Genomic DNA, 20,975 nt, shown 5'->3' on the forward strand with positions numbered 1-20,975 from the left:
AGATTGTAGATTGCATATTGATTGGTGAATGAAGAGAAAGAATCAGTGAGCAGCTACCAGTTCAAGGTTTTTGGAGTCGTTAGGGAAGCTGAATCGGGCTTCTTTGAAGGCGTTGGAGGAGAAATTGTTGACTGTTGTATCATAATAGTTTAGTCATTTATTTAATCAAATTTATTCTCGATTATCAAACAGCAAGTATTGCTGTATAGTTTGAGGTATGCCAGATCATACTCCTTGCTCTATGATTGCTCTACCTGGTATTGCCATTCAAAACAAGATATATGAAAGTTCTAATTCTCTAGTTTATCGGGGCATCAGAGACGATGGAGTAGGGATCGTTGCCAAAATACTAAAGCTTGATTATCCCTCACCTCAAGAACTAACCCGCTACAGACAGGAATATAAAATCACCTGTTCCCTTAACTTGGAAGGAGTGATCAAGGCATATAGCCAACAAGACTATCAACGCACTCTGGTGATTATCTTAGAAGATTTTGGGGGAGAGTCCCTAGAGCAATGGATGCACAAGCGCCCAGATATCTTTTGCCCCATGCCTTTATCCACTTTTCTAGGTCTTGCGATCGCTATTTGCGACATTCTGGGTAGAATCCATGCAGCCAATATCATTCATAAAGATATCAACCCTGGAAACATAGTTCTAAACCTGGATACTGGCGTTGTCAAAATTATTGACTTTGGGATTGCCACCCAATTTAAGCGCACAAATCCAACCTTCAAAAGTCCTCATGTATTAGAAGGAACACTCGCATACTTGTCTCCAGAGCAAACCGGGCGGATGAACCGTTTGCTCGATTACCGCACCGATTTATACTCCCTTGGTGTAACGTTCTACGAACTGTTAACCGGACATCTGCCATTTCCAACAACAGACATCCTTGAGCTAGTCCATTGTCATATTGCTAAAGTGCCTGTTCCACCTCACGAACTGAATGCAACGATCCCTAAAGCAGTTTCAGATATCGTTTTGAAATTGATGGCGAAAAACGCAGAGGATCGTTATCAGAGTGCCTGGGGCATCAAAGCAGATTTAGAAATCGGTCTTCACCAGTTCGCACAAACCGATAAAATCGATGGCATTCAACTCGGTCTTCAAGATGTTTCGGATCGGTTTCAAATTCCCCAAAAATTGTATGGACGCGAAGCAGAGATTGAAACATTATTAGCAGCGTTTGACAGAGTAGCAGAAACAGGGAATGAAGAATTAAGAGTGAAGAATCAAGAAAATTCTCAATTCCAAGTTGAGATGATGTTGGTATCTGGCTACGCTGGGGTTGGTAAATCAGCGTTAGTACAAGAACTCTACAAGCCCATCACTGCAAAACGCGGCTATTTTGTCTCTGGTAAATTCGATCAATTTCAGCGCAATATTCCCTACAGCGCGATCGCAGATGCCCTGCAAAAATTAGTACAACAATTGCTCGGTGAACCAGAGGAGCAAGTGCAACAATGGCGATCGCGCTTGCTAACGGCTTTGGGAACCAACGGACAAATTATCATTGATATCATCCCGGAAGTTGAATTAATTATCGGTAAGCAGCCGCCTGTATCAGAAGTTGGAGCAACTGAAACTCAAAATCGCTTCAATCTAATTTTTCAAAAGTTTGTGCGGGTGTTTTGTTCATCACACCCGCTTGTTATCTTTTTAGATGATTTGCAATGGATAGACTCAGCAACGCTGAAGTTAATCGAGCTGATGTTGCTTGATGAACAAACCCAATTCCTATTTTTAATTGGAGCCTATCGAGATAATGAGGTAAATCCAACTCATCCGTTGATGTTAACGCTCTTAAGACTGCGAAAACAAGGGGCAGTGCTTCAGGAAATTATCTTAGCACCCTTAACGCTCTTGCCATTGAATCAGTTGATTGCCGAGACGCTACATCAGAATGCAGACACAGTTTGTTCCTTAGCCGAGTTAGTACTGCGTAAAACCGAGGGCAATCCTTTCTTTGTCGGTGAATTTTTGAGAATGCTGCATAGTGAAAATCTGCTGACATTTGATGCACAACACTTATGCTGGCAATGGAACATTGCTGATATTCAAGCCCAGGATATTACCGATAATGTGGTGGATTTGCTACTGATCCAGTTAAATAAATTACCAGAAAACACACAGCAAATTCTCCAGTTAGCAGCTTGTATCGGTGCTGAATTTAATTTAAATACATTAGCGATCGTTTGCGAACAATCTCCTAAAGCAATTTCTCTAGATTTACTAGTAGCCATTCAAGCTGGATTAATTCAACCTATATCTGAATTAGATGAAAACTTGTTAGTTCAAGAATATAAGTTTTTGCACGATCGCGTACAGCAAGCAGCTTATGCCTTAATCGATGAGTCGCAAAAACTTGGGGTACATTTGCAAATCGGTCACAATTTACTCGAAAAGACTTCGCCACAGCAGCTAGCAGAGCGGTTGTTTGAAATTGTTGACCAACTGAATTATGGAACTGAGTTAATCAGTGAGCAATCCCAACGGAATGAGATTGCCAAACTGAATTTGCAAGCAGGTCAGAAAGCGCTGGCAGCGACGGCTTATGAAGCAGCTTTCAAGTATTTCAATGCAGGGCTTAAACTCCTTGATGTGGAAAGTTGGCAGCGTAAGTATGACCTAACTTTGGTGTTGCATTCAGAGGCAGCAGAGGCAGCATACCTCAGTGGTCACTTTGACCAAATGGAGCGGCTTGTAGAAGAAGTTCTCAACCGTGCGAAGACATCGCTCGATAAAGTGAAAGCTTACGATAGCAGAATTCAAGCATGGCTGTCGCAGGGAGACCCTAAAGAAGCACTTAAAACTGGCTTGGAAGTGCTGCAACTCTTGGGAATTAGTTTAGTAGAAGCTCCAAGTCAGTTAGACGTTCAAGCAGGATTAAAGGAAACAGCTTTACAATTGGCTGGGCGGGAAATTGAAGATTTAATTGATCTGCCAGAGATGACTGAACCTGTGCCACTGGCAGCAATCCACATTTTAGTAAGCACAGTGGGTGCGGCTTTTAATGTGTCACCTCCTCTCATGGTGCTGATTGTGTGCAAAATGGTGAATCTATCGATCGCCAATGGAAACGCTATCTGGTCGATTCTCGGTTATGCTGCCTATGGCATGATGCTATGTGGAGTTGTACAAGACATTGAATTGGGCTATCGATTTGGCAAACTATCCTTAAATTTAGCGAAAAGATTAAGTAGCAAGAAAGTTAACTGCAAAGCATTGCTGATGGTGAATTTCCATATCATTCACTGGAAAGCCCACCTTAAAGAGACGTTCCCCGCTTTAGCGGATGCTTATCAAAGCGGGATAGAAAGTGGAGAGTTTGAATTTGCAGGTTATTGTGCATTTAGCCTATGTTATTGCCCCTTTTTTGCAGGACAAGAACTGACAGAACTGGAACAACAAACAGCGATTTATCGGAAAGCCACCAATCAAATTAGACGAGAAACTGTTTCTACTTGGCTGGCAATGTTGCAGCAAACAATCCTGAACCTGCGAGGTCAATCTGAAAATCCAAGTCGCTTAGTGGGTTGTATTTATGATGAAGAGCAAGCACTAGCACAGGCGATCGCGGTCAAGGATGGAACTAGCCTTCACTATTTTTACTTAAATAAGCTGATTTTATACTATCTGTTTGGGGATTATGAGCAAGCTGCAAAAACGGCTACTTTAGCAGAACAATATTTAAGCGCAGCCACAGCATTAGTCTCTGTACCTCCATTTCATTTCTATGATTCCCTCATATTTTTGAGCTTGTTTGCGGATGCTTCAAACTCTGAAAAAGCAGCTTGGTTGAATCGTGTTAACGCCAACCAAGAGAAGATGCAGAAATGGGCAAACCACGCCCCCATGAATTTTTTGCATAAATTTCAGTTAGTTGAGGCAGAGAAAGCACGAGTTTTGGGTCAGTTTTTTGAGGCAGAGGAGTTTTACGAACAAGCAATTCTTGGTGCTAAAGAAAACGAGTACCTTCAAGAAGAAGCCTTAAGCTATGAGTTAGCTGCCAAACATTACTTAGCTCGTGGTAGAGAAAGGTTTGCTCAACTCTATATGAAGGAAGCGCATTACTGCTATGAGCGGTGGGGAGCAACTGCAAAAGCCAAAGATTTAGAGACCCGCTATCCACAGTTTTTTCCTCAGTCACTGAATCTGGCTCTCACACAAGTTCATACCACTGCTGGAACTACTTCTAACACCTCACATATTGCTTTCGATTTAGCAACAGTGATCAGAGCATTCCACACCATCTCTCGCGAAATTGAACTGGATCAGCTACTCAATTCTTTGATGCAGATATTAATTGAGAACGCTGGCGCACAAACTGGATGTTTGATTTTAGAAAATGCAGGAGAATGGGCGATCGAGGCTGCTTGTGAACTCAATGATGGAGCGAATCTTTGTACTACACAAGTACTGCAATCGGTTTCAATAGTAAATCGCTTACCCGAATCTATCATTCATTATGTGATTCGGACTCATGAATCTGTAATCTTAAATGATGCAACTCGTGAAGGTAATTTCATCAATGAGCCATATATTCAGCAGAACCAAACGAAATCACTTCTTTGTTTGCCGCTGTTGAATCAAAGTAAACTTGTTGGTGTGCTGTATCTGGAAAATCAATTAGCAACTGGAGCATTTACACCGGAGCGATTCTCCGAAGGAGACGCTATGCGAACACAACTTCTAAATCTACTATCTACTCAGGCAGCAATTGCGATCGAGAATGCCAAACTCTACTCAAAGCTACGCACGAGCGAAAGCCAGATGGCTCAATTTCTAGAAGCGATTCCAGTTGGAATTGGCATCGTCGATGCGGCAGGTCGTCCTTATTACGCCAATCAACGGGGTATCCAGTTAATGGGTAGAGGGATTGATCCTTCCGTACCACCTAATCAAATCGCTGAGGTTTATCAGTTCTATGTGACCGAAACGAATCAAATCTATCCAACAGAGAGACTGCCAGCCATCCGGGCGTTGAGCGGGGAACGTACTAAGATTGATGATGTAGATATCCGGCAGAACAATGCAACCATTCCAATTGAGGTATGGGGCACTCCTGTCTTTGATGAACAGGGCAATGTAGTTTATGGAATCGTTGCCTTTCAAGACATTACCGAACGCAAGAAAGCTGAGAGACTACTTGCTGATTATAATCGCACCTTAGAACAACAGGTTGCAGCACGGACAGCAGCTTTACAGCAAAGCGAAGCAGAACTACGCCATCGAGAACAGGAATTACGAGTGATTACGAACGCTCTACCTGTTTGTATCACCTATGTAGATGCCAACCAGCGTTATCGGTTTGCCAACCGCACTTACGAGGAATGGTTTCACCGTAGTCCAGGTGAGATTCTAGGCAAGCATGTTTGCGAAAACTTAGGTGAAGCGTCTTATCAAGTTGTACAACCATACATCAATCAAGCACTGGCAGGCCAAATCACAACCTATGAGGCAGAAATTCCTTGTGTGTTTGGCAAGAAATATATCAGTAATTCCCTCATCCCTGATTTCGATGACAATGGTCAAGTGAAAGGATACTATGGTCTGATTGCAGACATTAGTGATCGCAGACGTGCTGAAGAAACTTCAATTCTGGAAGAGCGCAACCGCATGGCACGAGAAATTCACGATTCGTTAGCACAGGCTTTTACAGGCATTTTGCTTCATGTAGGATCTGTAACACAAATGCTGGTAGATGATTCAGGCTCTGCTCAGATATATCTGGAAAGGCTGGAAAAGATTGATGAATTAGCTCGAACTGGACTTGCTGAAGCTCGTCGTTCAGTGGTAGCGCTCCGTCCCCAGTTGTTAGAAGAGAATACTTTACAGAGTGCTTTACATCGCCTTGTGACTCAAATGCGCTCAACTACTAAGACGACTTTAATCTACGAAAGCAAGGGTATAATTTACTCTCTTCCAACTGAAGTGGAAAATCATTTACTACGGATTGGACAGGAAGCTTTAACAAACGCCATCAAGTACGCAAATGCTAGTATAATTCTGGTTGAGCTAGTGTATGAGGATACTCAATGTCTTCTGCACATTAAAGATGATGGACAGGGCTTTGGCGTTGGGAGCCTTTCATCACTTGGTGGCTTTGGTTTGTTGGGAATGAGCGAGCGAGCAGAACGGATTGGCGCACACCTGGCAATTCAAAGCCAACCTGGGCAAGGAACAGAAATTATTGTCACTGTCAATCGGGAGCGAGAATCATCATGAGTCAATCCACTAAAATTCGGGTTCTGATTGTTGACGATCACTCCCTCGTTACAGAAGGATTGGCAAACATCATTAACTATGATCCAGAAATGACAGTGGTTGCTCAAGCAGAGGACGGACAACAGGCGATCGACCGTTATCGTGAACATCAGCCTGATGTCACCCTCATGGATTTACGAATGCCGAGAATGGCAGGGGTTGAAGCCATTACTGCGATTTGTGCTGAATTTAAGTCAGCTCGAATTATTGTGCTAACCACATACGATGGTGACGAAGATATTTATCGAGGATTGCGAGCAGGTGCTCAGGGCTATCTGCTTAAAGATGCAAAACCAAATGAACTTTTGAATGCGATCCGCATCGTTCATAATGGTCAGCAGTATGTTTCTCCGACCGTGGGAAGAAAATTGGTAGAACGGATGAACAACCCAGTACTCAGTGAGCGAGAGCTAGAAGTGCTCCGTTTAATGGCGCAGGGATTGAGTAATCAAGACATTGGAACTGCTCTAAATATTGGTGAAAGCACTGTTAAATCGCATGTGACTCGTATTTTGAGCAAGCTGGGAGTTAGCGATCGCACCCAAGCCGTCATTGTTGCTGTTAAACGTGGGCTTGTTAATTTATAGGTTTCACTTTAGTCGAGGCTTGGATTCCGACTTTAGTCGGAGTCAATCTACTACTTTTGATGGATTACTTCATCCATCCTTATGTTGTGCCAAATTATGGACTTTCAGTGGATGACATGTAAAAGTAAATTACCTATATTGACTTCATGCAAACGCTAACAGCAATTTAGTTGCAGGGTTTAAGTTTGCTTGACAGGTCTGAAAGATGGCTGACGATCGCAAGCATCATTCCTTGTTTGTCCCGCCTTTAATTCAGGATCACATTCAAGGTGTGCTAAGTGCCAGTGTTGTACTCATCATGTATGGAGATTATGAATGTTTTCAAAGTGCAAACGCCTATCGGTTGATTAAAGCCGCTCAACAGCAGTTAAGTCATTCTTTGGCGAAGAATGATGTGTGTTTTATCTTTCGTCATTTTCCCCAGAAACAGATTCATCCTCATGCTCAACGGGCAGCAGAAGCAGCGGAAGCAGCAGCAATGCAAGGTCAGTTTTGGCAGATGCATGAGATGCTCTTTATCTATCAACAAGCGTTAGAAAACGGATACCTTGTGGAATATGCGAATCGTCTGGGACTTGACATTCCTCGGTTTTTGCAAGATTTATCCAAAGGAGTTTATATCGATCACATCATTGCAGACATTCAAGGTGGATATCGAAGTGGGGTAGAAGCTGCACCAGCTTTGTTTGTTAATGAGATTCGTTATCGCGAACGTTGGACTATTGAGCAATTGATAGTAGCCATTGTGGCAGCAATTAACTAACGTTTTTGATGTTTATCCCAACAAAGGTTTTCATGAGGAGCGCTTCATGACTTTAACTTCAAATCAGATGGATTAGAGGTATTAGTTCAATTCATCCCAACCTTTGGTACACCGAAGCTAAATTCACTTGAATGCTGAAAGTCTAGGAGGACACACATCACCGAAGAGGCAAAGGGGAAGGGGGCAGGGAGCAGGGGGAGCAAGCCCTTTCCTTTGGTGCGGAGCGTAGCGGAACATAGGTATGTTCGTGGAGCGTTTCGTAGAAAAGCCCCGCCCTTCTAGGGCGTTCATCTGGGGTGGAGTACAAGCTCTGTCTCAGATCGTCTCCCTTGCTCCCTGCTCCCCTGCCTCTTTTGACAATTTCCTGCTGCTTTCCTCCAATACCGAACGATTAAATCACGTTTTAACTCAAAGAACTTGAGTGGTCTAAATTGAGCGATCGCACAAGAATAAAAAGTAACGAATCTAAACAGCAAATCCACCAATTTAAAGGAGAACAAGATGAGTAGCAATTCTGTAACTAGTCAAGACATGAAACTCGAAGTTGTGGTGATACCCGTTGCCGATGTTGATCGCTCCAAAGACTTTTACAAAACGTTGGGATGGCGACTCGATGCTGACTTTCCTGGCGAGAATGGTTTCCGAGTCGTGCAATTTACCCCGCCTGGATCGCAAGCATCAATCATCTTTGGGAAAGGAGTGTCGTTAGCCGAGCCAGGCTCAGTTCAAGGCTTGTATCTCATCGTTTACGACATCGAAGCAGCCCGTGCCGAACTTGTTGAGCGGGGTGTGGAGGTAAGTGAAGTGTTCCACGACATCGGCGGGATCTTCCACCATGCAGGAACTGAGGGACGAGTACCAGGTCCCGATCCAAAGCGTGGCGATTATGCTTCCTATGCCTCGTTCAGTGATCCTGACGGCAATGGTTGGATACTCCAAGAGGTCAGGGTGCGGCTTCCCGGACGGTAATGGAACATCGATCGCTTAAGAACAGAAGCGAAGTTCACGACAGAGGTTTATGAAGGAAATAGGTGGAGAAGTAGAGGAATGAAGGAGTTATTTATCATCCCCTCTACTCCCTTACCCCTCTACCACTTCCGCTATCAATGCAATGTAGTACCATACTAACCAACAAGTTTTGGAGGATTTACAGATGAAGATTTTTGTTGCCGGGGCAACAGGAGCGATCGGTCGCCCGTTACTCGACCAATTACTTGCCAAAGGACACAACGTTGTCGCGCTGACCCGCTCCCAAGAAAGAGCAGAGTCATTAACGGCACAGGGAATCGAACCAGCGATCGCAGATGTATTCGATGCAGATTCAGTTAAAGCAGCGATCGCCCAGGCTCAACCGGAGGTGGTGATTGAACAACTCACCGCCTTACCCAAAACTTACAGCCGCGAATCAATGAGTGCAGCAGGGCCTCTGAATACGCGCATTCGATTAGAAGGCGGAGCCAATGTGCTGGCGGCAGCGCAGGCAGCAGGGGTGCGCCGTTACCTGAGACAGTCGGTCGCCTTCTGGGGAATTCCTGGTGCTGGATTGGCAGATGAGGAAACACCGTTATCGCTTGATGCCTCCCCCGCCGTTGCCGCAGATGCTCACCTCGTAACTGAGATTGAACACCGTTTATTGGAAACATCCAATCTCCAAGGAATTGCCTTACGCTATGGTTTCTTCTACGGATCCGGCACCTGGTTCAATCCTGATGGTGATGTAGGGCAACAGGTGCGGCAGCAACAGTTTCCAATTGTTGGAAATGGTGATGGCGTTTGGTCGTGGTTACACATTGAGGATGCAGCGATCGCAACAGTTGCAGCCGCAGAGCAGGGCAACAGGGGCGTTTATCTGATTGTGGATGATCAGCCTTTAGCGGTGCGCGATTGGCTGCCTGCGTTTGCTCAATCGCTGAATGCTCCACCCCCGCCGCGAGTATCCGTTGAAGATGCTCTCAAACTGGAGGGGGGTGCAGACATTGTTTACTACCAAACTCAAATGCGAGGCGCATCGAATGCCAAAGCAAAACGCGAACTAAATTTTCAGCCTCGACCGTTGGAATGGATGGTTAATACCGTTGCGGCTCATGCCAGTTAACAAGTTAAAGGAAAAGTAAGATGAAGATTGCTCAGTATGGAACAGCGATCGTCGTTATGCATGTAATCGTTCATGGACTGCACGGCTTCGCGCATAACGAAATCCCAGTTTCCCTTTCTCTACTTCAGGGTTTGTTTGTAGGTGTTGTGGTGATATTAGCTCCCATTATTGCAGCCGGTTTACTCTGGACACCGTTCTACCGCATCGGTAGCTGGCTCTTGCTAGGTTCAATGGCAGGCTCACTCCTTTCTGCAATCTACAATCATCACTTGGTCATTAGCCCAGATCATGTTTCTCAAGTGTCCTTTGAAGGGTTTGGCTTGCTTTTCCAAGTCACCGCTTACCTGATGTTAATTGTCGATGGATTGGGATGTTGGATTAGTGGATTAGCGTTGAGAACAATTCAGTCACCAGAGAAGGCAATATGATTTCCTCTCAACGGTTTTAACCACTCTCGTCCCCTACTGTTCCGGTTTGCATACCTCTGTGAAAATGCCATGAGTGAAAAACACGCCTGAACGAGGGTAAGTTCTCATGTTTTCACAATTTAACTCAACAACCATAGACTCATCACGAGAAAACTAGAAGGAAAGGAGGAATTCATGATTACTGCCAAAATTCTCGCTTTTGCTGGGAGTGCTCGCCAAGATTCTGTCAACAAAAAACTGGCGAAAATTGCCGTTGAAGGAGCTAAAGCCGTAGGTGCAGAAGTGTCCTACCTGGATTTTCGCGATCTGCCCTTACCGCTCTATGATGAAGATTTGGAGGAGGCTGAGGGACTGCCAGAGAATGCCCTCAAGCTCAAGGCCCTCATGAAAGCGCATCAGGGATTCCTCATTGCCTGCCCAGAATATAACAGTTCGATCACCCCACTGCTGAAAAATGCGATCGATTGGGCATCGCGTCCTGAACCGGACGAACCTTCATTGGTGTGTTTCAAAGAAAAAGTTGCGGTGTTAATGAGTGCTTCCCCTGGGAATTTGGGAGGCTTGCGAGGATTAACTCATGTCCGTTCCATTCTTGGCAACATTGGAGTTCTGGTATTGCCAGATCAGCAGGCAATTGGCAACGCTTATCAAGCGTTTGATGAGAATGGCAATTTGAAGGATGAAGCCCAACAGACAAGTATCCTGCAACTTGGCAGCAAACTCGCAACAGTGACTGCCAAACTCAATCTTTCTGTCTAAACAAAGTAGAGCATTTCAACATTCAGTGATTTAGACGGTAAAAGTGTGGCTTCCCAGGTTCACACCACTGTGGCTCTTGGTTAAAAAGAAACCTGCTACTTGCCTGAGCAGCATGGTTTCATCGCAACTTGACTGCGTCTGGGTATGAAAAAGTTTGACCAGTAATTTCAACAACCTTGGAGAACAATTATGACTCAAGTAAAACATCCTGCTGATCCAACCCCTCCAACCCTGGAAGGGAAACTGGCTCTGTTGCGGAAATTAAGGGATGAATTAGGCAGCGGTGATACCATTCGTCGCCTCTTTTTTGGCGACCTGGAACCTATTGCCCTTCAACCTGGAGGAGCGAACACGGTCGTTCATCTTTACAACAAAGCTGATGATGTCACGATTGCCTATTGTTCTTCCTACGATGTATTTCTGGCTGCCCGTCCGGGACGAGTCACCGAATTCGACCCCGCCGAAATCAAATAGAGATATGGTTAACGCCTTATCTAAGGGAGCGTGGCATTATGTCGTCAATTGAGGAAGTGACAAAGACAATTGACCTGATCATTGCGCCTGTCGTCATGATCACGGCTTGTGCCATCGTGGTAAATGGGTTGATTGTCCGGTACGGTTCCCTTGGCGATCGCCTACGTACCGTCAACCACGAACTGAGCGACTTGCAGGAGTCCGATCTGGCTCACAATCAAAACAAAGCTCAGAGGTTACAAGAACTTGAATCCCTGCTGAGGGATCTGCTGAGACACCATCATTTCGTGCATGATGCTCTTGTTCTTACTTATACTTCCATCCTAGTCTTTATGCTGGATATGCTGGTCATTGCTATAGCAGTCGCCATTAATGCCAATTGGCTATCACAGATGGCACTGATAGTCTTTCTCGGCGGAGTTGCCGTTCTTTTTGGGGGCATAGTTTTGATTGCTTACGAGCTTCGCACATCTCACTATTCCATTCAATTAGAGGTGCATCGTATTTGTCGCCTGTGCCGCCACCAACACACCAAACTGGCAGGAAATTGAGCTAGGAGCAAAATATTGGCAAAGACCTACGCATTCAATCGAGAGTAAGTTCTCGTTTTTTCACAACTCACTGCGGATGGCTCAAAACTCAACAACTCTGTTCTTTAAATTATCAGAGGTTTTGTCATGAAAATTGTTGTCATTGGTGGCAATGGACTGATCGGTAAGAAGCTTGTCAGTAGGCTACGTGAGCGCGGACATGAAACGGTGGCAGCGTCCCCTTCTTCAGGTGTCAATGCCGTTACAGGTGAGGGACTAGCTGAGGTGTTAGTGGGCACCCAAGTTGTTGTCGATGTGACGAATTCACCCTCCTTTGAGGATGCGGCGGTGTTGGAGTTCTTCGAGAAGTCATCCCGAAACCTGCTTGCGGCGGAAGCAAACGTGGGTGTGGCTCATCACGTTGTGGTGTCAATAGTCGGTGCCGATCGCATCCCTGATAGCGGCTATATGCGTGCGAAAGTCGCTCAGGAAAAGTTGATCCAGTCCGCAGGAATACCCTATACTATCGTTCGCGCTACGCAGTTCTTTGAGTTCATCGAGACGATCATTGCTCAATTTCCCACGGATGGGCAAACAGTTCATTTGCCCCCTGCCTTTATCCAGCCCATCCTGTCAGATGACGTTGCAGATGCGCTGGTCGATATCACACTGGGAGCGCCAGTCAACGGCATTATCGATTTAGCGGGTCCAGATCGGTTTCATTTTGAGGAAATCATCCGCCAATTCCTGAGTGTAACTCACGACTCACGTCAGGTAGTTGTAGACAGCCACGCCCGTTACTTTGGTGCAGCGTTGAACGATCAGCTCGTTCCACAGGGCAACTCGCTCATTGGCTCGACCCGTTTCGAGGACTGGCTCAACCGCTCTATCGCTTAAAGATCAGCAATGAGAATTCAATGCTGACATCGGTTGAGTTGAGGACACAAAGCCCAGCATCCCGCAACTGCTAAGTTTTGCAAAGCTCAACTCAACCTACATATGTCTAATCCGCGATCGGCTTGATTCAGCATGAGGGCACATCATACGAATTTATATCTACCAGTTTGTATTCACGCAAGGAGAACGGAAGTGTTTACTCTTATTTTCTCGCGAGTTGCATTCATGACTCTCTCCATATTCATAGTACTCTCCATATTCACAACTCTCCCTGTTTTTGCAGCTTCAGCCAATGATTTATCTGCTGATACGTCTAAGGTAACGCTGGTCTTTGATCGCGCCCTTCCCAATGTGTCTGGAAAGAGTGTCAAAGGCTTGCTGGTCGAATATGCGCCAGGTGGCTCAACACCCGCACATACCCATGCAGCCTCGGCTTTTGTCTATGCAACAGTGCTGGAAGGTGCGATTCGTAGCAAAATCAATGATAATCCGGAGCAGGTGTATCACGCTGGTGAGAACTTTTTTGAAGTACCTGGCGATCATCATCGTGTCAGCGCAAATGCCAGTAATACTCAACCCATGCGTATGCTAGCCGTCTTTGTTGTCGATACCAATGAAGAGAACCTGACCACACCGGACGACGAGTAAGACGCAAAATTGCACACAAAGATTTTTATGTATCGACACTACCGAAGTTGGAGCCGGAGACACTTTAGAGCTAGTGAATTGGGATGATAATATCATCGGCAACGGTGATATTACTCAACTTTATATGCGTGAGGAGGACAATCCAGAATTACTTCATCACGCAGCTCACCTAAAGCATATCAGGTCTAATGACTTCCGGCTCAGTTCCTGATAATTTCCGCCAAGCCGAATGATTAAGTCGCGTTTTAACTCAACTAACTTGAGTGGTGTAAATTGAGCGATCGCAGAACAATGAAGTTAATCGAGGTGGGCATTGAGCTTCACCAATCTAAAGGAGAACAAGATGAAAACGCAGAAAGTATGGTTTATTACCGGAGCCTCCAGAGGCTTTGGGTTAGAAATTGCCAGAGCAGCCCTAGCGGCAGGCGACCAAGTAGTAGCAACGGTTCGCTCTCAGCCCGCACAACTCACCGCTACCCTGGACAACCACCCGGATCTTTACGTTGTGCAGATGGATGTCACCCAGGAAGACCAGGTACAAGCGGCTGTCAAGCAAGGCATTGACCGTTTCGGTCGGCTCGATGTCTTAGTCAATAATGCCGGGTATGGCATGGTGACTGCCATTGAAGAAGCCACGGATGCCGAAGTTCGCAAACAGTATGACACCAACGTATTTGGTTTACTCAACGTGACTCGTGCCGTATTGCCGTACCTGCGCCAGCAAAAGTCCGGACACATCATCAATATCTCGTCTTTGTTTGGCTACGATGCAATTCCAGGCTGGGGATTGTATGGGTCTACTAAATTTGCAGTCGAAGGTCTTTCAAAAGGGCTAGCGGTTGAACTGGCACCGCTCGGCATCCACGTCACCGTAGTGGCTCCCGGTCTTTTTACGACCGACTTCCTGAGTACTGAATCCTATGTTGCCGCTAAAACCATCATCGCCGATTACCAGGCAACAGTAGGGCCGATGCGAAGCGGAGCCGATGCGCTACATGGGAACCAGCCCGGTGATCCGAAAAAGTTTGCGGCTGTGATGATTCAACTCGCTAATACAGACCATCCACCGCTGCATTTGCCCGTTGGCAACGACACGATCGCGATGTACCGAAGCAGCGCCGCGAAAATGGCACAGGACATTGAAGCATGGCTGCCCGTCGCGACTAGTACCGACCATGACCAGCGCATCGCAGCTTAGGCCATTGCCTGACTTGTAACATTCATACATTCACACAGTATTTCCAAAGGAGTTTTATCATGGGTACCGAACAGAAAGTCGCTATTATTACCGGCGCATCGCAGGGCATTGGCGCGGCTCTTGTTAAGGCGTACCGTGATCGCAACTATCTGATAGTCGCCACCTCGCGCTCGATCGAGCCATCGAACGATGATGCAATTCTCACAGTACCTGGCGACATTGCCGATCGCAAAACCGCCGAGCGTACTATTTCCGAAGGCGTGTCCCGCTTTGGCCGCATCGACACGCTCATCAACAATGCTGGTATCTTCATCTCCAAACCATTTACCCAATACACCCAGGCTGACTATGCGGCTTACCTGGGTACAAACGTCACTGGCTTCTTTCACATGACGCAACTTGCGATCGCCCAGATGGAGAAGCAGGGGAGGGGTCATGTTGTGCAGATATCGACAAGCCTGGTTGACAACCCGATCGCTGGCGTACCATCTGTACTTGCATCACTCACAAAAGGCGGACTGAATGCCGCGACCCGATCGCTGGCGATCGAGTATGCCAAGCGCGGTATCCGGGTGAACGCGATCGCGCTAGGTAACATCAAAACGCCAATGCACCCTGCCGATACCCATGCACAGCTCGCTGCCATGCACCCAATTGATCGTATGGGCGAAATCTCTGACATCATTGATTCAATTCTCTACCTCGAATCAGCTAACTTTGTGACGGGCGAAATCCTTCATGTAGATGGTGGTCAGAGTGCGGGACACTGATATCGCCTTGCGATTAGAAAAATGACTCTGACGCTCTCAAGCAAAATTGCGTGATCGTCTAACCTGTTGACCAAGGAGCGCATACCATGACCCCACTCGAAAAAGGTATGATCTACGAATTACGTATTTATGATGCCATGCCCGGACGACTACCAGCGCTGCTTTCGCGCTTCGAGAACCACACATTACAGATTTGGGAAAAGCATGGCATCCGCCAGGCAGGATTTTGGACAACGCTAATCGGCGCGAACGAGAGTAATCGGCTTACCTACCTGCTTGCCTGGAACAGCATGACTGAGCGCGAGGAGCGCTGGAGTGCATTCCTCACCGACCCCGAATGGATCGCGATCAAGGCCGAAACCGAGAAGGACGGTCAACTTGTGCAGAACATCAGCAGCGAGTTGCTGGCAGCGACTGCCTTTTCCTCGGTGGGGGGAGTGAGGGAACTTGAATCCGTGGCATCTGGCATGCAGACTCCCCTCCACCGTCACAACTGAATCATGCAGACAATCACTGAAAGACATATATCTTGCTGCTTCTATTAGCAGGCGTAGGAGATACTTATGTGGGCTAAAACAGAACTGATAGATTTGCTCAAGATCAGGCATCCAATCATTCAGGCTCCGATGGTTGGTGCTTCCACACCTGAGTTGGTTGCGGCTGTTTCTAATGCAGGAGGTCTTGGCTCGTATGGTGGTGCGGCCACCCCACCAGCCAAACTTCGCTCCATTATCAGGCAAATTCGAGAGCTGACAGACCAACCCTTTGCCGTGAATTTGTTTGCCCCAGCCGTTGAAGCGTATCAACTGACGCCTGAGCAGCAAACACCGATGTCTGAGCTATTAACAAAATGGCATAACGAATTAAATGCCGGACCTGTGCCCGAACCAATACCGATACTAGGACCATTTCTAGATCAACTTACTGTCCTGCTTGAGGAGAAAATACCTGTTTTTAGTTTCCACTTTGGGCCTGCGCCAATTGAGGCAATTCGTGAGATACATGCGATCGGCTCAATTGTATTAGCAACCGCCACGACCGTCCGTGAAGCCAAAGCGCTCGTCGAAGCAGGAGTCGATGTCATCATAGCCCAGGGCTTTGAAGCTGGAGGTCATCGCGGCACCTTTGCGGTACCTTATGAACACGGATTGATTGGAACAGCAGCGTTAGTGCCGCAAATAGCCGATGCGGTATCGGTTCCGGTCGTTGCGGCGGGCGGAATCATGGATGCTCGAGGAATCGTTGCTGCGTTTGCACTTGGGGCAAGCGGGGTACAGATGGGAACCGCCTTTCTCGCCTGCCCTGAGAACAATATCCCAGAAGTCTATAGGCAGGCGGTACTCAAGTCTAAGGACGAAGACACGGTTATTACTGAAGTATTTTCCGGCAAACCCGCCAGAGCAATCCGAAATCGATTTATCCGTGAAATGGAAAATAATAGGGATAAAGTACTGCCATTCCCGGCTCAGATGTCTATAGGACGGGTTTTGTATCAAACTTCTGCTCAACAATCAAGTCCAGATTTTGTCAGTATGTGGGCAGGACAGGGAGCAGCATTAGCCGAAGCTCTCCCAGCAGGTGAACTGATCGAAAAAATCATACAAGAATTTATTGCCGTAACTGCTTCTTTACAACTCAAGTAAAAAGTTAACAGTTCAAACCAAACTCTATCTCTGAACAACTGCTTGCAAATCAAGATAACTGGTTTAGAACTATATGACTCATTTTGCTATTGTCTGTCCAGCGGTAACGGGTCACCTCAACCCAATGTTCGTATTAGGTCGTGAACTGCAACGGCGCGGTCATCGCGTTACCTTTCTCGGAGTTCTCGATGCCCAAGCTACGACACTAGCAGCAGGATTGGAATTTCGGGCGATTGGGCAGAGACCACGCTTCGCGATCGCAGAAGAATTGAAGTTAACCGAGGTGGACAGCAAGCTCACTAATCTAAAAGAGATTACCCTCCACATGATTCTCGGGCGTAGGCAGAACTTCAAGTTCTCCCAAAGCAGGGGAAACGGACAATAAGCAACCTGAGTTAATTCGATTTTGAAAGCGAGGTAGGCGCGATGAAGACGAATTTTGAGAACAAGTCCTTTGAGGATGAACGTGAGAACTATCAACGTGGCACTGATAACCGTGATATTTTTGCCGAACGTGTCCGCAGCAACCAGCACCAGATCACCTCCCAGTTAAGGCACCAGTACGATTTTATTGTTTGCGGATCTGGATCTTCTGGCTCGGTGGTTGCCCGCAGACTTGCCGAGAATCCCGATGTCAGCGTTCTGTTGCTTGAAGCTGGAGGCAGCGATGATGTGCCAAATGTCATGGAAGCGAATCAATGGCCGATGAACCTGGGAAGCGATCGCGACTGGAGTTTCCAGGGTCAGCCGAATCTACATGTGAACGGTCGTTCGATTCCGTTCTCTATGGGCAAGACACTCGGCGGTGGATCGAGCATCAACGTTATGGTTTGGGCACGCGGACACAAGCATGATTGGGATTTCTTCGCATCCGTTGCCAACGATCCGGCATGGAATTATGAATCCGTCTTGCAGATTTATCGCCGCCTGGAAGATTGGCATGGCGTACCAGACCCAATGTATCGCGGAACGGGAGGGCCAGTATTTGTCCAGCCCGCGCCGGAGCCAAACCCACTTGCACCCGCAACAGTCGAAGGAGCGCGGGTGGTGGGTATTCCTACTTTTGAAAATCCGAACGGACGCATGATGGAAGCGGCGAAGGGTGCTTCTATCAGCGATGTGCGAGTCCGCAATGGCAAACGCGAATCGATATTCCGCTCCTACGTTTTCCCTTATATGGATCGGCCAAACCTGACGGTTCTTAGTCATGCACTGGTCACACGGCTGACGTTCCAGGGCAAGCGGGTGACTGGCGTGGAGATTGCTTATCGTGATGCGATCTATCGCATTGGTGCGGCAGTCGAAGTTGTGCTGTCGCTCGGTGCAATCCATACGCCAAAAGTGCTTATGCAATCTGGTATCGGCGATGAGTCCGAGTTGCGACGATTTGGAATTCCTGTCGTGCAGCACCTTCCCGGTGTGGGGCAAAATTTTCAAGACCACGTTGCATTTGATTGTGTCTGGGAATATGAAACCGCTCTCGAACCCAGAAACAACTTGTCCGAGGCAATCTTTTTCTCAACCAGCCAGTCCGGGCTTGATAGTCCAGATTTATTTGTCTGTCAGGCCGAGGTGCCAAAAACCACTGCTGAGAATGCCATCCGCTTTGGGCTACCTGATGCAGGCTGGACGTTATTTGGGGCGATCGCAAACCCCAAAAGTCGAGGTCGTCTGCACCTGACGGGAGCCGATCCATCCGACCCGATTCTGATTGATGCAAACACGCTGTCTGACCCGGATGATCTCAAAACTGCGATCGCCTGCGTAGAACTCTGCCGCGAAGTCGGTAACTCTGCTTTGCTTCGTCCGTTTGTCAAGCGTGAAGTCATGCCAGGTAATTTGAAAGGGGCCGAACTCGAACGCTTTGTTCGAGATGCGGCGACAAGTTTCTGGCACGAAACCTGCACCGCGAAGATGGGTCGAGATGACCTGTCGGTGGTGGATAGCAACCTGAAAGTGTATGGAATCGACAATCTCCGGATTGCGGATGGATCGATTTTGCCGCGAGTAACCACGGGCAACACGATGGCTCCCTGCGTGATCGTTGGGGAGCGGGCAGCGGAAATTCTACAGCTCGAACACCAACTGCAAACCACTGTAAAAACAGTCTCAGGCGCGCCATAAAATCACCGCGCTTTTCATTGGCAGACGCACATCTAAGTCGCGTGTTAACTCAAAGAACTTGAGTGGTGTGAATGGGGCGATTGCAGAAGAATGAAGTTAATCGAGGTGAGCAGCAAGCTCACAATTCAAAGGAGAAAAAAGATGAGTAGCAATCAAGTAAACAGTCCAAACATGAAGCTCGAAGTTGTGGTGTTCACAGTTTCCGACGTTGATCGCACGAAGGCATTCTACGAGAATCTCGGCTGGCGACTCGATATTGACATCGCGGAGGGCGGCTACCGCAACGTGCATGTAACGCCACCCCACTCGGATGCCTCGATCATCTTCGGCAAGGGAGTCACTCCAGCCAATTCCGGCTCGGTGCAAAACCTAGTCCTTGCCGTTGACGACCTCGACGCTGCCCGCGAAGACTTGATCGCTCGTGGTGTCAACGTTAGCGAGATATTTCATTACACTGGCGGACCATTCAACAACGCCGTGGAGAACCCGCGCGTCAGCGGACGCGACCCGGAAGGTCGTTCCTACTTCTCATTTGCCTCGTTTGAGGACCCGGACGGAAACATTTGGCTGCTCCAGGAAATCACAACGCGGTTTCCTGGTCGTCTGTGGGACTCCATGCCAGCACGAGACATGGACATTGCAACCCTTGCAACCCTTCTTCACGAGACGGCAGAACGCCACGACCATTACGAGAAGACTCACGGCGAGCATAACTGGTGGGACTGGTACGCGCCTTACCTGAGTGCGCGTCAAAATGGCAGTAGCCCAGAAGAGGCCGCCGCCGCCGCTGACCGTTACATGGAAGAGATTTTGCCTGTTCTTTCCAAATGATGCGCTCACAATGGCATCCACTAGGCCGAGTTCTGGACGACGCTAATCGGTGAGAGCAACTAGCTCACCTATCATGCAGAACATCAGTAACACGTTGCTAGCAGCGATCGCCATTTCCTCGCTGCATTGAGCGATGGGGCGAGCGACGGAACTTAAACCCAAACTCGCCCCACTATCACAGCTGAATCATGTGGGCAGACCATAAGTAACCTCAGTTAAACCCAATTCGAGCAAGATCAATGTCTGAAAAAATCAACCCACTACGCCGCCGTTTTTTGGGCATTGCAGCCATGACCATTGCAACTACACAGCTAAGTCGATTCGGTTCTACGAACGCACAATCGAGCCAAACAAAACCAAAGGAGACTGCCACACCTCAACCTAGAACCGTGCAGTCCACTGACCCAAACGCAATCCGCCCCTCCGCCCAGAGCGCGAGGGACATTCGTGGTGCTTCACCGTATGTCGCGATCAAGAACGAACCCGCACCCAAGCTGATCGTAGATCCCCCGCTTCCTGAAGGGCTGGCCCAGGGCATCTTCTGGGCCCAGTACCGAGTAGAGAACTTACGCATCGTACCCGTGTTCGGGGCGGGTGCTGTCCAGGTATCTCCACGGGTCGGGCATCTGCACATAACCGTCGACGACCTGCCCTGGTGGTGGGCGGATGCGAGTGACAACAACACAATCGACATAGCCGGGTTGCCGCCCGGACAGCACAAGGTGAAGATCGAGTTGGTTGACCCTAACCACAACGTCTTCCCCGGACAGGTGGTGACGCTAAAGTTCATCGTACCTGATCACAACAGCGCGCACGCGCACTAACGGAGCCTTCATGCCCGGCCTATCTCGCCGGAGTAGAAGAAGCACGCAAGCCAAGCCTACTTCCAGCTTCGGCACAGCAAGTGATCGGGCCAAAGCACTAGAAGTGAGAAACCTTCGCTGTCAGCGTAAATCG

The 20,975-nt window shown here is 47.7% G+C and carries 19 protein-coding genes and 1 pseudogene; all 20 read left to right on the forward strand.

Annotation, left to right across the window (positions count from 1 at the left end; all coding sequences use genetic code 11):
* Positions 1-241 precede the first annotated feature (241 nt).
* Positions 242-6,232, forward strand: coding sequence for an AAA family ATPase (locus H6G96_RS22105; RefSeq protein ID WP_190913606.1), 5,991 nt, complete (start codon positions 242-244; stop codon positions 6,230-6,232).
* On the forward strand, positions 6,229-6,858 hold the full coding sequence (locus H6G96_RS22110) for a response regulator transcription factor (RefSeq protein ID WP_190913447.1): 630 nt from the start codon (positions 6,229-6,231) through the stop codon (positions 6,856-6,858). Before H6G96_RS22105 ends, H6G96_RS22110 begins: the two co-directional genes overlap by 4 nt.
* A 205-nt stretch (positions 6,859-7,063) precedes the next feature.
* Positions 7,064-7,621: a thioredoxin domain-containing protein gene (locus H6G96_RS22115; RefSeq protein WP_190913448.1), complete on the forward strand. Its 558-nt coding sequence runs from the start codon at positions 7,064-7,066 to the stop codon at positions 7,619-7,621.
* A gap of 501 nt (positions 7,622-8,122) precedes the next feature.
* Positions 8,123-8,590 carry a VOC family protein gene (locus H6G96_RS22120; RefSeq protein ID WP_190913449.1) on the forward strand — a complete coding sequence of 156 codons (468 nt, stop codon included), beginning with the start codon at positions 8,123-8,125 and terminating at the stop codon, positions 8,588-8,590.
* Positions 8,591-8,774: 184 nt separating this feature from the next.
* A complete protein-coding gene (locus H6G96_RS22125; protein ID WP_190913450.1) occupies positions 8,775-9,716 on the forward strand; it encodes an NAD(P)-dependent oxidoreductase in 942 nt (313 codons plus the stop codon).
* A 20-nt stretch (positions 9,717-9,736) separates the two neighbouring features.
* Positions 9,737-10,144 carry a hypothetical protein gene (locus H6G96_RS22130; protein WP_190913451.1) on the forward strand — a complete coding sequence of 136 codons (408 nt, stop codon included), beginning with the start codon at positions 9,737-9,739 and terminating at the stop codon, positions 10,142-10,144.
* Positions 10,145-10,318: 174 nt separating this feature from the next.
* Positions 10,319-10,903: an NAD(P)H-dependent oxidoreductase gene (locus H6G96_RS22135; protein WP_190913452.1), complete on the forward strand. Its 585-nt coding sequence runs from the start codon at positions 10,319-10,321 to the stop codon at positions 10,901-10,903.
* Positions 10,904-11,092: 189 nt separating this feature from the next.
* On the forward strand, positions 11,093-11,377 hold the full coding sequence (locus tag H6G96_RS22140; RefSeq protein ID WP_190913453.1) for a hypothetical protein: 285 nt from the start codon (positions 11,093-11,095) through the stop codon (positions 11,375-11,377).
* Between the two features lie 38 nt (positions 11,378-11,415).
* Positions 11,416-11,928 carry a DUF2721 domain-containing protein gene (locus tag H6G96_RS22145; RefSeq protein ID WP_277932941.1) on the forward strand — a complete coding sequence of 171 codons (513 nt, stop codon included), beginning with the start codon at positions 11,416-11,418 and terminating at the stop codon, positions 11,926-11,928.
* A 126-nt stretch (positions 11,929-12,054) separates the two neighbouring features.
* A complete protein-coding gene (locus H6G96_RS22150; RefSeq protein ID WP_190913455.1) occupies positions 12,055-12,804 on the forward strand; it encodes an SDR family oxidoreductase in 750 nt (249 codons plus the stop codon).
* A 192-nt stretch (positions 12,805-12,996) separates the two neighbouring features.
* Positions 12,997-13,452: a cupin domain-containing protein gene (locus tag H6G96_RS22155; RefSeq protein ID WP_347242265.1), complete on the forward strand. Its 456-nt coding sequence runs from the start codon at positions 12,997-12,999 to the stop codon at positions 13,450-13,452.
* Positions 13,453-13,525: 73 nt separating this feature from the next.
* Entirely contained in the window at positions 13,526-13,663 is a 138-nt protein-coding gene (locus H6G96_RS22160) for a hypothetical protein (protein WP_190913456.1), read from the forward strand.
* Between the two features lie 132 nt (positions 13,664-13,795).
* Positions 13,796-14,650, forward strand: coding sequence for an oxidoreductase (locus tag H6G96_RS22165; protein ID WP_190913457.1), 855 nt, complete (start codon positions 13,796-13,798; stop codon positions 14,648-14,650).
* Between the two features lie 59 nt (positions 14,651-14,709).
* A complete protein-coding gene (locus H6G96_RS22170; RefSeq protein WP_190913458.1) occupies positions 14,710-15,420 on the forward strand; it encodes an SDR family oxidoreductase in 711 nt (236 codons plus the stop codon).
* 86 nt (positions 15,421-15,506) lie between these two features.
* Positions 15,507-15,917 carry an NIPSNAP family protein gene (locus H6G96_RS22175; protein ID WP_199339695.1) on the forward strand — a complete coding sequence of 137 codons (411 nt, stop codon included), beginning with the start codon at positions 15,507-15,509 and terminating at the stop codon, positions 15,915-15,917.
* Positions 15,918-15,983: 66 nt separating this feature from the next.
* Positions 15,984-17,063: a nitronate monooxygenase family protein gene (locus H6G96_RS22180; RefSeq protein ID WP_190913459.1), complete on the forward strand. Its 1,080-nt coding sequence runs from the start codon at positions 15,984-15,986 to the stop codon at positions 17,061-17,063.
* A 73-nt stretch (positions 17,064-17,136) separates the two neighbouring features.
* A pseudogene (locus H6G96_RS22185) lies at positions 17,137-17,304 on the forward strand (glycosyl transferase family 1); the annotation flags it as partial.
* A gap of 185 nt (positions 17,305-17,489) precedes the next feature.
* Positions 17,490-19,187, forward strand: a complete 1,698-nt coding sequence (locus H6G96_RS22190) for a GMC family oxidoreductase N-terminal domain-containing protein (protein WP_190913460.1) — start codon at positions 17,490-17,492, stop codon at positions 19,185-19,187.
* 141 nt (positions 19,188-19,328) lie between these two features.
* On the forward strand, positions 19,329-20,018 hold the full coding sequence (locus H6G96_RS22195) for a VOC family protein (protein ID WP_190913461.1): 690 nt from the start codon (positions 19,329-19,331) through the stop codon (positions 20,016-20,018).
* Positions 20,019-20,257: 239 nt separating this feature from the next.
* Positions 20,258-20,842, forward strand: a complete 585-nt coding sequence (locus H6G96_RS22200) for a DUF6130 family protein (RefSeq protein ID WP_199339697.1) — start codon at positions 20,258-20,260, stop codon at positions 20,840-20,842.
* The last annotated feature ends 133 nt before the right edge of the window (positions 20,843-20,975 follow it).

The sequence above is a fragment of the Nostoc sp. FACHB-892 genome (genome assembly GCF_014698795.1).
Taxonomy (GTDB): domain Bacteria; phylum Cyanobacteriota; class Cyanobacteriia; order Cyanobacteriales; family Nostocaceae; genus Nostoc.

Coding starts and splice junctions, on each gene's coding strand:
- H6G96_RS22135 (WP_190913452.1), top strand. CDS start 10,319: ATGATTACTGCCAAAATTCTCGCTTTTGCTGGGAGTGCTCGCCAAGAT.
- H6G96_RS22130 (WP_190913451.1), top strand. CDS start 9,737: ATGAAGATTGCTCAGTATGGAACAGCGATCGTCGTTATGCATGTAATC.
- H6G96_RS22175 (WP_199339695.1), top strand. CDS start 15,507: ATGACCCCACTCGAAAAAGGTATGATCTACGAATTACGTATTTATGAT.
- H6G96_RS22165 (WP_190913457.1), top strand. CDS start 13,796: ATGAAAACGCAGAAAGTATGGTTTATTACCGGAGCCTCCAGAGGCTTT.
- H6G96_RS22180 (WP_190913459.1), top strand. CDS start 15,984: ATGTGGGCTAAAACAGAACTGATAGATTTGCTCAAGATCAGGCATCCA.
- H6G96_RS22120 (WP_190913449.1), top strand. CDS start 8,123: ATGAGTAGCAATTCTGTAACTAGTCAAGACATGAAACTCGAAGTTGTG.
- H6G96_RS22105 (WP_190913606.1), top strand. CDS start 242: ATGATTGCTCTACCTGGTATTGCCATTCAAAACAAGATATATGAAAGT.
- H6G96_RS22190 (WP_190913460.1), top strand. CDS start 17,490: ATGAAGACGAATTTTGAGAACAAGTCCTTTGAGGATGAACGTGAGAAC.
- H6G96_RS22125 (WP_190913450.1), top strand. CDS start 8,775: ATGAAGATTTTTGTTGCCGGGGCAACAGGAGCGATCGGTCGCCCGTTA.
- H6G96_RS22170 (WP_190913458.1), top strand. CDS start 14,710: ATGGGTACCGAACAGAAAGTCGCTATTATTACCGGCGCATCGCAGGGC.
- H6G96_RS22145 (WP_277932941.1), top strand. CDS start 11,416: ATGTCGTCAATTGAGGAAGTGACAAAGACAATTGACCTGATCATTGCG.
- H6G96_RS22195 (WP_190913461.1), top strand. CDS start 19,329: ATGAGTAGCAATCAAGTAAACAGTCCAAACATGAAGCTCGAAGTTGTG.
- H6G96_RS22140 (WP_190913453.1), top strand. CDS start 11,093: ATGACTCAAGTAAAACATCCTGCTGATCCAACCCCTCCAACCCTGGAA.
- H6G96_RS22150 (WP_190913455.1), top strand. CDS start 12,055: ATGAAAATTGTTGTCATTGGTGGCAATGGACTGATCGGTAAGAAGCTT.
- H6G96_RS22200 (WP_199339697.1), top strand. CDS start 20,258: ATGTCTGAAAAAATCAACCCACTACGCCGCCGTTTTTTGGGCATTGCA.
- H6G96_RS22115 (WP_190913448.1), top strand. CDS start 7,064: ATGGCTGACGATCGCAAGCATCATTCCTTGTTTGTCCCGCCTTTAATT.
- H6G96_RS22110 (WP_190913447.1), top strand. CDS start 6,229: ATGAGTCAATCCACTAAAATTCGGGTTCTGATTGTTGACGATCACTCC.